General features: G+C 70.1%; 10 protein-coding genes. All 10 read left to right on the forward strand.

Translation table 11 applies throughout. The annotated features are described in order from the left end of the window. Window positions 1–51: 51 nt before the first annotated feature. The 10 genes from nrtL to prmC all read left to right on the forward strand — a co-directional run bounded on the left by nrtL (window position 52) and on the right by prmC (window position 12996). Window positions 52–1143, forward strand: a complete 1092-nt coding sequence (gene nrtL, locus IF67_RS0103285; protein ID WP_030981877.1) for an ArgS-related anticodon-binding protein NrtL — start codon at window positions 52–54, stop codon at window positions 1141–1143. Between the two features lie 26 nt (window positions 1144–1169). Then, complete coding sequence (gene lysA, locus IF67_RS0103290) at window positions 1170–2561, forward strand: diaminopimelate decarboxylase (RefSeq protein ID WP_030981879.1); 1392 nt, start codon at window positions 1170–1172, stop codon at window positions 2559–2561. A 137-nt stretch (window positions 2562–2698) separates the two neighbouring features. Next, entirely contained in the window at window positions 2699–3991 is a 1293-nt protein-coding gene (locus IF67_RS0103295) for a homoserine dehydrogenase (RefSeq protein ID WP_030081230.1), read from the forward strand. An 8-nt stretch (window positions 3992–3999) separates the two neighbouring features. Next, entirely contained in the window at window positions 4000–5085 is a 1086-nt protein-coding gene (gene thrC, locus IF67_RS0103300) for a threonine synthase (protein ID WP_030981881.1), read from the forward strand. Window positions 5086–5445: 360 nt separating this feature from the next. Then, a complete protein-coding gene (thrB, locus tag IF67_RS0103305) occupies window positions 5446–6363 on the forward strand; it encodes a homoserine kinase (protein WP_030981884.1) in 918 nt (305 codons plus the stop codon). A 373-nt stretch (window positions 6364–6736) separates the two neighbouring features. Next, complete coding sequence (gene rho / locus IF67_RS0103310; protein WP_030981886.1) at window positions 6737–8845, forward strand: transcription termination factor Rho; 2109 nt, start codon at window positions 6737–6739, stop codon at window positions 8843–8845. Between the two features lie 411 nt (window positions 8846–9256). Further along, complete coding sequence (locus tag IF67_RS0103315; protein WP_030981888.1) at window positions 9257–10381, forward strand: LCP family protein; 1125 nt, start codon at window positions 9257–9259, stop codon at window positions 10379–10381. Between the two features lie 172 nt (window positions 10382–10553). Continuing rightward, on the forward strand, window positions 10554–10778 hold the full coding sequence (gene rpmE, locus IF67_RS0103320; protein WP_030081241.1) for a 50S ribosomal protein L31: 225 nt from the start codon (window positions 10554–10556) through the stop codon (window positions 10776–10778). 171 nt (window positions 10779–10949) lie between these two features. Beyond that, the gene (prfA, locus tag IF67_RS0103325) at window positions 10950–12029 is read left to right on the forward strand and encodes a peptide chain release factor 1 (protein ID WP_030981890.1); all 1080 of its coding nucleotides are present in this window, start codon (window positions 10950–10952) and stop codon (window positions 12027–12029) included. Between the two features lie 121 nt (window positions 12030–12150). Further along, window positions 12151–12996, forward strand: a complete 846-nt coding sequence (prmC, locus tag IF67_RS0103330; protein ID WP_030081245.1) for a peptide chain release factor N(5)-glutamine methyltransferase — start codon at window positions 12151–12153, stop codon at window positions 12994–12996. Window positions 12997–13031: the final 35 nt, after the last annotated feature.

Below are 13031 nucleotides of genomic sequence, written 5' to 3' on the forward strand. Positions count from 1 at the left end.
AGGGCGAAACCGGGTCGCGTGGATGCCCCTGGTCTCCCATACGCTTGTCCTGTGACCCCCGCTGAGCTCTCCCGCACCGTCCTGCGCTCCGTGCGTGGTGCAGTGGAGGAGCAGGAGCTCTCCGTGCCTGTGCCGGCGCGGATCGTGGTGCAGCCGCCGCCGCGGCCCGGGTGTGGGGACTACGCCTCCAATGTCGCGCTGCAACTCGCGGGGCCGGCAGGGCGGCCGGCCCGGGAGGTCGCCGAGATTCTGCGGAAGCGGCTGGTCGGGAGCGCCGGGATCGCCCGCGTCGAGATCGCCGGGCCGGGTTTTTTGAACTTCACCCTGGGGGACGGGGCGCTGATCGCGCTCGTACGGGATGTGCTGGCGCAGGGGGACGGCTACGGCGGGTCGAGGGCGGGGCAAGACCCTGATGCCTTCGGCCCGGTGGACGGTTCCGCGGCGGGCGGCGCCCGTGAGGCCGTGATCGACGAGGTGCTGGCGCGGATCGACGCGGCGGCCGGGCCCGGTGGGCGCCGGGGCGGATGCCAGCCGGCGCTCGCGCCCGTTCCGTACGACCTCGCCACACTCATCGCCCGCCTCGGTGCCGACGAGGCACGCTGGGTCCTGTTGCGGCCGGCCGCGCATGATCCGGTGCGGGTGCCCGAGCGGCCCGTGCAGCGGGAGAGCAATCCGCGGTTCCGGGTGCAGTACGCGTACGCGCGGGTGCGGGCGCTGGTGCGGAACGCGGGTGAGCTGGGGTTTGTGAGCGAGCCGGGGGAGGTGGGGCATCCGCTGACGGGTGGCGGCTCCTCGTCTTCGCCCGGGGATCGGTCCGCCCCCGACGCTCAGCCCCCGCCGCAGCACCCCACGCCCCCCGCCCCCTCCCTCCAGAGCCTCCATGCTCTGGAGACCCTTCTCGCCACTTTCCCCTCCGTCATCGAAGTCGCCGCGCGGCTGCGGGCGCCGGACCGGGTGGTGCGCCATCTGGAGGCGACGGCGGACGCGTTCTTCCGGTGGCATGACCTCTTTCCGCCGTTGCCCGTCGGGGAGCAGAAACCCTTGGCCGTGCATCGCGCCCGGCTGGCCCTTGCCGAGGCCGGCGGGACGGTGCTCGCCAACGGCCTGCGTCTGCTCGGCATCTCCGCTCCCGAACACCTCTGAACGATTTTGAGGGGAACTCCACAGTCATGAGTCGCTCCGCGCATCCCGCCGGGCCCCGGCACGCTGACGTACTGCCCGAGGGGCACTACGCCGGGCCGCCCGCCGATCTCAACACCCTCGACCCGCGGGTCTGGTCCCGTACGGTCTCGCGCAATGCCGACGGTGTGGTCACCGTCGGCGGGCTGGACGTCGCCGCGCTCGCCGAGGAGTTCGGCACACCGGCGTACTTCCTGGACGAGGACGACTTCCGGGCCCGCTGCCGGGCCTGGAAGGACGCCTTCGGTCCGGGGGCCGATGTGTTCTACGCCGGGAAGGCATTCCTGTCCCGGGCCATCGTGCGGTGGCTGAACGAAGAGGGGCTGAATCTCGACGTCTGCTCCGGGGGCGAGCTGGCCACGGCGCTGGCGGCGGGAATGCCGGCCGAGCGGATCGCCCTGCACGGCAACAACAAGAGCACCGAGGAAATCACCCGCGCCGTGGAGGCGGGGGTCGGACGGATCGTGCTCGACTCGTTCCAGGAAATCGTGCGGGTCGCGCATATCGCGGAGCGGCTGGGCAAGCGGCAGCGCGTGCAGATCCGGGTCACGGTCGGTGTCGAGGCGCATACGCATGAGTTCATTGCGACCGCACACGAGGACCAGAAGTTCGGCATTGCGCTGGCGGACGGCCAGGCGGCGGAGGCCGTGCGTCGTGCGCTGAAGCTGGACGGGCTGGAACTCATCGGCATTCACAGCCATATCGGCTCGCAGATTTTCGATATGGCGGGATTCGAGGTGTCCGCGCGCCGCGTGGTGCAGCTGCTGACCGAAGTGCGTGACGAGCACGGGATCGAGCTGCCCGAGATCGACCTGGGCGGCGGGCTCGGCATCGCGTACACCTCTGATGACGATCCGCGGGAGCCGCACGAGATTGCGGCGGCGCTGGGCGACATCGTGAGCAAGGAGTGCGCGGCGGCGGGGCTGGGTGTGCCGCGGCTGTCGGTCGAGCCGGGACGGGCGATCGTGGGGCCCACGGCCTTCACGCTGTACGAGGTCGGCACGGTCAAGGAGCTGGAAGGCCTGCGGACGTATGTGTCCGTGGACGGCGGGATGTCGGACAACATCCGCACGGCGCTCTACGACGCGGAGTACAGCGTGGCGCTGGTGTCGCGCACCTCCCAGGCCGCGCCGATGCTCTCGCGCGTGGTCGGCAAGCACTGCGAGAGCGGGGACATCGTCGTCCGCGATGCCTTCCTGCCGGCCGATGTGGCGCCCGGGGACCTGCTCGCGGTGCCGGCCACCGGTGCGTACTGCCGTTCCATGGCGAGCAACTACAACCACTCGCTGCGGCCGCCGGTGGTGGCGGTGAAGGACGGTGCGGCCAGGGTGATCGTCCGACGGGAGACGGAGGAAGATCTCCTGCGGTTGGATGTCGGGTAGGGCCGGATCGCCGGGTTCCGCTCCCGGATGAAATAAATGTCTCGGCATCTGGACGATGGACGGAAACCGCCGTCCGGTGCGTGAGACTTGTGCATGAGCAAGCTGGAATTCGCTGATCGATGAGAAGCAGAGGTCGAATGATGCGTACGCGTCCGCTGAAGGTGGCGCTCCTGGGCTGTGGTGTTGTCGGCTCAGAGGTGACGCGCATCATGACGACGCACGCCGACGACCTCGCCGCCCGCATCGGTGCGCCCGTGGAACTCGCCGGGATCGCCGTCCGCCGCCCCGACAAGGTGCGCGAGGGCGTCCCGGCCCACCTGGTCACCACCGATGCGACCGCGCTCGTCAAACGCGGCGATATTGATGTCGTGATCGAGGTCATCGGCGGTATCGAGCCGGCCCGCACGCTCATCACCACCGCTTTCGAGCACGGCGCGAGCGTGGTGTCCGCCAACAAGGCGCTGGTCGCGGCGGACGGCGCGGCGCTGCACGCGGCGGCCGAGGCCAATGGTGCGGACCTGTATTACGAGGCCGCCGTCGCGGGCGCGATCCCGCTGGTACGGCCGCTGCGCGAGTCCCTGGCCGGCGACAAGGTCAACCGGGTGCTCGGCATCGTCAACGGCACCACCAACTTCATCCTCGACAAGATGGACTCGACCGGGGCCGGCTACAGCGAGGCGCTGGACGAGGCCACCGCGCTCGGCTACGCCGAGGCCGACCCGACCGCCGACGTCGAGGGCTTCGATGCCGCCGCCAAGGCCGCGATCCTGGCCGGTATCGCCTTTCACACCCGCGTGACCATCGACGATGTGCACCGCGAGGGCCTCACGGAGGTCACCGCGGCCGATATCGCCTCCGCCAAGCGGATGGGGTGCACGGTCAAGCTGCTGGCCATCTGCGAGCGGGCCGCGGACGGTGCGTCCGTGACCGCGCGGGTGCACCCCGCGATGATTCCGCTGACGCATCCGCTCGCCTCCGTCCGTGAGGCGTACAACGCGGTCTTCGTCGAGGCCGAGGCGGCCGGTCAGCTGATGTTCTACGGGCCGGGCGCGGGTGGCGCGCCGACCGCCTCCGCGGTGCTCGGCGACCTCGTCGCGGTCTGCCGCAACAAGCTCGCCGGCGCCACCGGACCGGGTGAGTCCGCCTACACGCGGCTGCCCGTCAGCCCCATGGGCGCGGTCGTCACGCGGTACCACATCAGCCTCGACGTGGCCGACAAGCCCGGTGTTCTCGCCCAGGTCGCCACGATCTTCGCGGAGCACGGCGTATCGATCGATACGGTCCGTCAGTCGGGCAAGGACGGCGAGGCATCCCTCGTCATCGTCACCCACCGAGCGGCGGACGCGGCCCTGTCGTCGACCGTCGGGGCTCTGCGCGAGCTCGACACCGTCCGTGGTGTCGCCAGCATCATGCGGGTCGAAGGGGAGTAAAGGAACCCATGTCTGCCAATTCCACTGTGACCACGGCGAGCAGCCAGTGGCGCGGAATCATCGAGGAATACCGCGACCGGCTCCCGGTCAGCGACACGACCGAGGTCGTCACCCTCCGCGAGGGCGGCACGCCTCTCGTACCGGCCCAGGTGCTCTCCGAGCGCACCGGCTGCGAGGTGCACCTCAAGGTCGAGGGTGCCAACCCCACCGGCTCCTTCAAGGACCGTGGCATGACGATGGCGATCACCCGCGCCAAGGAGGAGGGCGCCAAGGCGGTCATCTGCGCCTCCACCGGCAACACCTCCGCCTCGGCCGCCGCCTACGCGGTCCGCGCCGGCATGGTCTGCGCCGTGCTCGTCCCGCAGGGCAAGATCGCGCTGGGCAAGATGGGCCAGGCACTGGTCCACGGCGCGAAGATCCTCCAGGTCGAGGGAAATTTCGACGACTGTCTGACGCTGGCCCGGAGCCTGTCCGACAACTACCCGGTCGCACTTGTGAACTCCGTCAACCCGGTGCGCATCGAGGGCCAGAAGACCGCCGCCTTCGAAATCGTCGACATGCTCGGCGATGCGCCCGACATCCATGTACTGCCCGTCGGCAACGCCGGCAACATCACGGCGTACTGGCGGGGCTACAAGGAGTACGCGGCCGACGGGCTCGCCTCGCACACTCCGCGCATGTGGGGCTTCCAGGCCTCCGGCAGTGCGCCGATCGTGCGCGGCGAGGTCGTCAAGGACCCGCACACCATCGCCACCGCCATCCGCATCGGCAACCCCGCCTCGTGGTCGTACGCGGAGCAGGCGCGGGACGAGTCCGGCGGCGCCATCGACTCCGTGACCGACCGTCAAATCCTCGCCGCCTACCGCCTGTTGGCCGCGCAGGAGGGGGTCTTCGTGGAGCCCGCCTCGGCCGCGTCCGTCGCCGGTCTGCTCAAGGCCGCCGAGGAGGGCAAGGTCGACCCCGGCCAGCGCATCGTCTGCACGGTGACGGGCAACGGCCTCAAGGACCCGGACTGGGCGGTGGCCGGGGCGCCGCAGCCGGTCACGGTCCCGATCGACGCGGACGCCGCGGCCGAGCGCCTCGGCCTCGTCTAGGACCGCCGGCGCCCCGCGCGGGGCGCAGCCGTACGGGCGGACCTGCCGGTACGGCGCCCGGTGACGGGACGGTGAATGTCCCGTCACCCCTTGCAGAGCAAAGGGTGCAAAGGGTGCAAAGCCGGAGGGAAGGCAGCGGCGGGGCACAGGAAGGCGCGCGACACGCATCGTGCGCCTCCTGTGCGCCCTGTGTCGCGACAGAACCTTCCTTCGATAGGCTGGCACCAACTCCCCTCCCCACGGCATAACGCAGTGGCGCGCAGGGCAGGTCAGAACAGACCCCATGAGCCGGCCGGGCATCTCGGTGCCGCGGCGCTCCGGGGCAGTACCGCAGCATCAATCAAGGAGAGTCATCGAGCGATGGCCGGTCCCGCGTTCCGCGCCGCCGCCGTCCGGGTGCGCACCCCCGCTACCAGCGCCAATCTCGGTCCCGGCTTCGATGCCCTGGGTCTTTCCCTGGGCCTGTACGACGATGTCGTGGTGCGTGTCGCCGACTCCGGACTGCACATCGACATCGCAGGTGAGGGTGCCGACTCCCTGCCGCGCGACGAGAGTCATCTGCTCGTGCGGTCGATGCGCACCGCCTTCGAGCTGCTCGGCGGACAGCCGCGCGGCCTGGAAATCGTCTGCGCCAACCGCATTCCGCACGGCCGCGGCCTGGGGTCTTCCTCCGCCGCCATCTGCGCCGGCATCGTCGCCGCCCGCGCGGTGACGATAGGCGGTGAGCAAAAGCTCGACGACACCGCGCTGCTGGAGCTGGCCACCGAGATCGAGGGCCACCCCGACAACGTCGCTGCGTGTCTGCTGGGCGGATTCACCCTCGCCTGGATGGACACCGGAACCGCCCGCGCGATCCGGATGGATCCCGCGGATTCCATCGTTCCGGTGGTCTTCGTGCCCGGAAAGCCGGTGCTGACCGAGACCGCCCGTGGACTGCTGCCGCGTACCGTCCCGCATGTGGACGCCGCGGCCAACGCCGGCCGCGCCGCACTGCTCGTCGAGGCCCTGACCAGGCGCCCCGAGCTGCTGCTCGCCGCGACCGAGGACCGACTCCACCAGGAATACCGCGCCCCCGCGATGCCGGAGAGCGTGGCCCTGGTGAACCGACTGCGTGCGGACGGCGTCCCCGCAGTTGTGTCCGGTGCGGGCCCGACGGTGCTCGCGCTGGTCGAGGACGCGGCGGCCGAGAAGGTCGCAGCACTGGCGGGAGAGGGGTGGGCGGCCAACCGGCTGACCCTCGACGCGGCAGGCACCTGCGTACTGCCGCTCGCCGGGTGATCACGCGGGTGATCGACGATTGCCGGTCTTTGAGAGGGGGAATGTTTGTTGGACCCGGTAGTGTTAACCTCAAGTCAGTACTCGACGCCTGAGTGGCGCGGTGCTTCGTGTCCCCCATAGGGACCACTTTCTTCCGGGAGCCTCCCAAACTGCTTGGAGCAATGGCCTGAGCAGAAGTGAGCACGCTCCGGAATCGGCGTGACGACATGGCCAGTCTGCATCTCTTCACGCCGGAGCCATGAACTGATTCTCACCGCCACTTCCGGCGGGACCACCGCCCCGGCCCGGTCCATGAGACCAAGGACCCAAGCCGGACAGCACAACCGGTCGCCGAGCCAGACAGGCCGACGCCCGCTCCAGGGAAGGACCCTTCGTGAGCGACACCACCGATCTGATGGGCGCGCGCACCGATGGCAGTGCCACCGCGCCCGCCACGGACGCTCCCGCCGCGCCTGCTAGCACGCGGCGCCGCCGTTCCGGCACCGGCCTTGACGGCATGGTCCTGGCAGAGCTTCAGCAGGTCGCCTCCGGCCTCGGTATCAAGGGCACCGCGCGGATGCGCAAGAGCCAGCTGATCGAGGTCATCAAGGAGAAGCAGGCCGGCAGCTCGGGCGCCGCCGCCAAGGCCGACGCGGCCGCCGACACCGAGACCAAGCCCAAGCGCCGTACGACCTCCAAGGCCCGTACCGGCGACGACAGCGCGGAGCAGGCCGCCGGCAAGGCCGCCAAGTCCGACAAGGGCGACAAGGCCGCGGACAAGTCCGCGGACAAGTCCGGGGCCCAGCAGCAGATCGACATCCCCGGCCAGCCGGTCAGCGACGAGCAGCCGGCCGGTGAGCGCCGCCGGCGCCGCGCCACCGCCGCCGCGGGCAGCCCCGAGGGCGCCTCGGGCGACGTCAAGACCGAGACCAGGGTCGAGGCGAAGACCGAGGTCAAGGCGGATGCCAAGACCGACACCGCGACCTCCCCGCAGGAGACCGGCGAGGGCCGGCCCAGCAAGGGCGGCGAGCGCCAGGACCGCGGCGACCGCCAGGACCGCGGGCAGAAGGGCGACCGCGGTGAGCGCGGCCAGCGCCAGCGTGACCGTGGCGACCGCGGTGACCGTGGCGACCGCGGTGACCGTGGTGACCGTGGTGACCGCCGCAAGGGTGACGCCGGCGACGGCGGCGGCCAGGGTGGTCAGGGCGGCCAGGGCGGCCAGCGTCAGCGCGACCGCCGTACCGATGACGACGACGACTTCGAGGGCGGCCGCCGGGGCCGTCGCGGCCGCTACCGCGACCGCCGGGGCCGTCGCGGGGGCCGTGAGGACTTCGGCAACGAGCCGCAGGTGTCCGAGGACGACGTCCTGATCCCGGTCGCGGGCATCCTCGACATCCTCGACAACTACGCGTTCATCCGGACCTCCGGCTACCTGCCCGGCCCGAACGACGTGTACGTCTCGCTCGCCCAGGTCCGTAAGAACGGTCTGCGCAAGGGCGACCACGTCACCGGCGCGGTCCGCCAGCCCAAGGACGGCGAGCGCCGCGAGAAGTTCAACGCGCTGGTCCGGCTCGACACCGTCAACAGCGTGGCGCCCGAACAGGGCCGCGGACGGCCGGAGTTCGGGAAGCTGACGCCCCTTTACCCGCAGGAGCGACTGCGCCTGGAGGGTGAGTCGGGCGGCCTGACGACCCGGATCATCGACCTGGTCACGCCGATCGGCAAGGGCCAGCGTGGCCTGATCGTGGCCCCGCCGAAGACCGGTAAGACCATGATCATGCAGGCGGTCGCCAACTCGATCACCCGCAACAACCCCGAGTGCCACCTGATGGTCGTCCTGGTCGACGAGCGTCCGGAAGAGGTCACCGACATGCAGCGGTCGGTCAAGGGCGAGGTCATCTCCTCGACCTTCGACCGCCCGGCCGAGGACCACACCACCGTCGCCGAGCTGGCCATCGAGCGTGCCAAGCGCCTCGTCGAGCTGGGTCACGACGTGGTCGTCCTGCTGGACTCGATCACCCGTCTGGGACGTGCGTACAACCTCGCCGCCCCGGCCTCCGGCCGCATCCTGTCCGGTGGTGTCGACTCGACCGCGCTCTACCCGCCGAAGCGCTTCTTCGGTGCGGCGCGCAACATCGAGGACGGCGGCTCGCTGACCATCCTGGCCACCGCGCTGGTCGAGACCGGCTCGCGGATGGACGAGGTGATCTTCGAGGAGTTCAAGGGCACCGGCAACCTGGAGCTCAAGCTCGACCGCAAGCTCTCGGACAAGCGCATCTTCCCGGCGGTGGACGTGGACGCGTCCAGCACCCGTAAGGAAGAGATCCTGATGGGCAGCGACGAGCTCGCGGTCGTCTGGAAGCTGCGCCGGGTGCTGCACGCCCTGGACCAGCAGCAGGCCATCGAGCTGCTGCTGGACAAGATGAAGCAGACGAAGTCCAACGCGGAGTTCCTGCTCCAGATCCAGAAGACGACGCCGACCGCGGGCAACGGCAACGACTGACGCCCGTCGGGCGCGTCCTGGCGCCGTACCGCAGAGCCCCCCTCGCCGCTGTAGGCGAGGGGGGCTCTGCGCTGCGCTGCCCGGTACGGGCGGGGCCCGCGGACGGCGTCGTGTGAGCCGGCCCGCGCTCCGCGGGCGGTACACACGGCGCGCTTGAGACGTTCCGCACAGATCAGTGCAACCCGCATGGTTCCAGCCATGCCGGGAAAAGGGCCGAAAGCCCAGGTGGGGAGGACCAAGGTCCCGAGCCGGTGGGCCGGGCCGCCGCAGATTTCTAAGAAATCGCTCATGACTCGCTGTGCAACCCTTCCCGTCGGCCTCCCGTCTGACAAGGAGCAACGGGCCGTGGCGGCGCACAGCACGGCACGGCGGCGGCGAGGGGCAGCCGAGCGAACGAGGACTGAGGAGCAGATGGCGGACAGCAACGGGACCGCGAAGACGGCCGAAAGCCGTGCCCGCGGCATACGTGCCACGGGCCGCCGGCGCAAGGGCCCGACCCGACGCCGCCGAGCGCTGACCATCACCCTGTGCACGCTGACCAGCGTCGTACTGCTGGGTGGGGCCGGACTCGGCTACGTCTACTTCAAGCTCAACGGCAATCTGAAGGGCGTCGACATCAACGCCGCCCTGGGGCACGACCGGCCGAAGAACGTCGACGACGGCTCGATGAACATCCTCGTGATGGGGTCCGACTCCCGCGCCGGCAAGAACGGGGAGTACGGCAAGGACGAGGGCGCTGCGCGGTCCGATACGGCGATGATCGTGCACGTGTACAAGGGCCATAAGAAGGCCAGCGTGGTCAGCGTCCCCCGGGACACCATGATCAAGCGCCCCGACTGCACCAAGGACGGCAAGGACGTCCCCGGAGCGCAGCGGGCGATGTTCAACACGGCGTTCGAGGTCGGCGGGCCTGCCTGCGCGGTCAAGACCGTCGAGTCGATCAGCGATGTCCGTATGGACCACTTCCTCGAGGTCGACTTCACCGGCTTCAAGAAGCTCATCGACGCACTGGGCGGGGTGGACATCACCACCAGCAAGGCGATCGACGACGACCACAGCCATCTGCATCTCCAGCCCGGCAAGCACAACCTCAACGGCGAGCAGTCGCTCGGCCTCGTACGGACCCGGCACGGCGTGCCCGGCGGCGACGGCAGCGACCTGGGCCGCATCCAGTTGCAGCAGGCGTTCATCAAGGCCCTGATGAACCAGGTCAAGAACGTCGGGGTGCTCACCAACCCCACCAAGCTCTACGACATCGCCGATACGGCCACCAAGGCCATCACCACCGACACCGACCTCAACTCGGTCAGCGAGCTGGCCGGCCTGGCCAAGAGCCTGGGCGGCATCGGATCGGAGAACATCGACATGGTGACGCTGCCGGTGACGTACGACCCGGCCAACCCGGACCGTGTGGTGCCGCTGGAGAAGAAGAGCGAGCAGGTCTGGGACGCGCTGCGCCAGGACAAGGAGATCCCCAAGTCCGCGATCAAGGGCTCGGCCGGTGACCAGGGCGGCACGGACAAATACGTGAAGTAGCCGGACGGCAGGGTTCCGGGGTCCGGCGGCCCCGGAACCGGCCGGGAATAGTTGCGGCCCCACCCCGGTTTTGGGAGATACGCCTAGTCCTGGCAGACTGGACCGTCGGCCCCGGTTCACGTGACGCAATCCGCGACACGACCCGGTGCACTCCCGAACCTAGGAGAATCCCTTGAAGCGCGACATCCACCCGGAGTACGTCGAGACCCAGGTCAGCTGCACCTGTGGCGCGTCCTTCACCACCCGTAGCACGGTCGCCGGCGGAAACATCCGCGCCGACGTCTGCTCCGAGTGCCACCCGTTCTACACCGGCAAGCAGAAGATCATGGACACGGGCGGCCGCGTGGCCCGCTTCGAGGCCCGCTTCGGCAAGGGCGCTGCCGCCGCCAAGAAGTAGCGACCCGCAAGGCGCCGGTCTCCGGTTGCCCCTGCCCAGGGGTGACCGGACCGGCGTTTTGTCGTCCGGGCCCTTGGCTCCCGTTCGGGGCCGGGGCCCCGCGGCGCAGCCGCAGATGTGCCAGCGCCCCGGTACCCGGGTCACCACAGCAGCCAGTAGAGGAACCCCACGATGTTCGAGGCGGTCGAGGAACTGATCGGCGAGCACGCCGATCTCGAGAAGCGGCTGGCCGACCCCGCGGTCCACGCCGACCAGCGCGAGGCCATGCGGCTCAACAAGCGCTACGCCGAACTGACCCCGATCATCGCGACGTACCGCGACTGGAAGCAGACCGGCGAGGACATGGAGACCGCGCGCGAATTCGCCGCGGACGACCCGGACTTCGCCGACGAGGTCAAGGTGTTCGACGCCCGGCGCGAGGAACTGACCGAAAAGCTGCGGCTGCTGCTCGTCCCGCGGGACCCCAGCGACGACAAGGACGTCATCCTCGAGGTCAAGGCCGGCGAGGGCGGCGAGGAGTCCGCGCTGTTCGCCGGCGACCTGCTGCGGATGTATCTGCGCTATGCCGAGCGGGCCGGCTGGAAGACCGAGATCCTGGAGGCCAACGAGTCCGACCTCGGCGGCTACAAGGACGTCCAGGTCGCCGTGAAGACCAAGGGCGGGAACGGTGCCACCGAGCCGGGACAGGGCGTCTGGGCGCGGCTGAAGTACGAAGGCGGAGTGCACCGCGTACAGCGCGTGCCCGCCACCGAATCGCAGGGCCGGATCCACACCTCCGCGGCCGGCGTGCTGGTCACGCCCGAGGCCGAGGAGGTCGAGGTCGAGATCGGCCCCAACGACCTGCGGATCGACGTCTACCGCTCCTCCGGGCCCGGCGGCCAGTCCGTCAACACCACCGACTCCGCGGTGCGCATCACGCACCTGCCCACCGGCATCGTCGTCTCCTGCCAGAACGAGAAGAGCCAGCTCCAGAACAAGGAGCAGGCAATGCGCATCCTGCGCTCCCGGCTGCTGGCCGCCGCGCAGGAAGAGGCCGAGCGGGAGGCGTCGGACGCCCGGCGCAGCCAGGTTCGCACGGTTGACCGCTCCGAGCGCATCCGTACGTACAACTTCCCGGAAAACCGCATCTCGGACCACCGGGTCGGCTTCAAGGCGTACAACTTGGACCAGGTGCTCGACGGCGAACTCGACCCGGTCATCCAGGCGTGTGTCGATGCCGACTCGGCCGCCAAGCTCGCCGCCGCCCAGTAAGCCCGCACGGTCCGGTACGTACCGGACCGGGACCGCACTTCCCGGGGACAGCCCCCGGACCCCGGCCGACCGACGGCGGACCCGCACCAATGAAGACGCAGCGCACTAGGAGGAAGGCCCCGTGAACCTTCTGCTCGCCGAGGTGGCCCAGGCCACCCAGCGGCTGGCCGACGCCGGTGTGCCCTCGCCGCGCTTCGACGCCGAGGAACTCGCCTCGTTCGTGCACGGCGTCAAACGGGGTGAGCTGCACCACGTCAAGGACGCGGACTTCGACGCCCGCTACTGGGAGGCCGTCGCCCGCCGCGAGGCGCGCGAGCCGCTCCAGCACATCACCGGCCGGGCGTTCTTCCGCTACCTCGAACTCGCCGTCGGGCCAGGGGTGTTCGTGCCCCGCCCGGAGACCGAGTCGGTGGTCGGCTGGGCGATAGACGCCGTACGGGCCATGGACGTCGTCGAGCCGCTGATCGTCGACCTGTGCACCGGCTCGGGGGCCATCGCCCTCGCCCTGGCGCAGGAGGTGCCCCGCTCGCGGGTGCACGCCGTGGAGCTGTCCGAAGAAGCCCTTGACTACGCCCGCAAGAACGTCGAGGGGTCCCGTGTCGTTCTCCATCACGGCGACGCGCTGACCGCGCTTCCCGAACTGGACGGGCAGGTCGACCTGGTCGTCTCCAACCCGCCGTACATCCCGCTGACCGAGTGGGAGTACGTCGCACCCGAGGCCCGCGACCACGACCCCGAGCTCGCGCTGTTCTCGGGTCAGGACGGCCTGGACACGATCCGGGGCATCGAGCGGACCGCACACCGCCTGCTGCGCCCCGGCGGTGTGGTCGTCATCGAGCATGCCGACACCCAGGGCGGGCAGGTGCCGTGGATCTTCACCGAGGAGCGGGGCTGGGCCGATGCGGCCGACCACCCGGACCTCAACAACAGGCCCCGTTTCGCCACCGCGCGCCGGGCGACGCCATGACGCGTCCCGCTTCGGCGCCTGATGCAGCCGATGCA

This window comes from Streptomyces sp. NRRL S-1813, assembly GCF_000719605.1.
GTDB classification, from domain to species: Bacteria; Actinomycetota; Actinomycetes; order Streptomycetales; family Streptomycetaceae; genus Streptomyces; species Streptomyces decoyicus.

Coding starts and splice junctions, on each gene's coding strand:
- IF67_RS0103295 (WP_030081230.1), top strand. CDS start 2,699: ATGATGCGTACGCGTCCGCTGAAGGTGGCGCTCCTGGGCTGTGGTGTT.
- thrB (WP_030981884.1), top strand. CDS start 5,446: ATGGCCGGTCCCGCGTTCCGCGCCGCCGCCGTCCGGGTGCGCACCCCC.
- lysA (WP_030981879.1), top strand. CDS start 1,170: ATGAGTCGCTCCGCGCATCCCGCCGGGCCCCGGCACGCTGACGTACTG.
- thrC (WP_030981881.1), top strand. CDS start 4,000: ATGTCTGCCAATTCCACTGTGACCACGGCGAGCAGCCAGTGGCGCGGA.
- IF67_RS0103315 (WP_030981888.1), top strand. CDS start 9,257: ATGGCGGACAGCAACGGGACCGCGAAGACGGCCGAAAGCCGTGCCCGC.
- prfA (WP_030981890.1), top strand. CDS start 10,950: ATGTTCGAGGCGGTCGAGGAACTGATCGGCGAGCACGCCGATCTCGAG.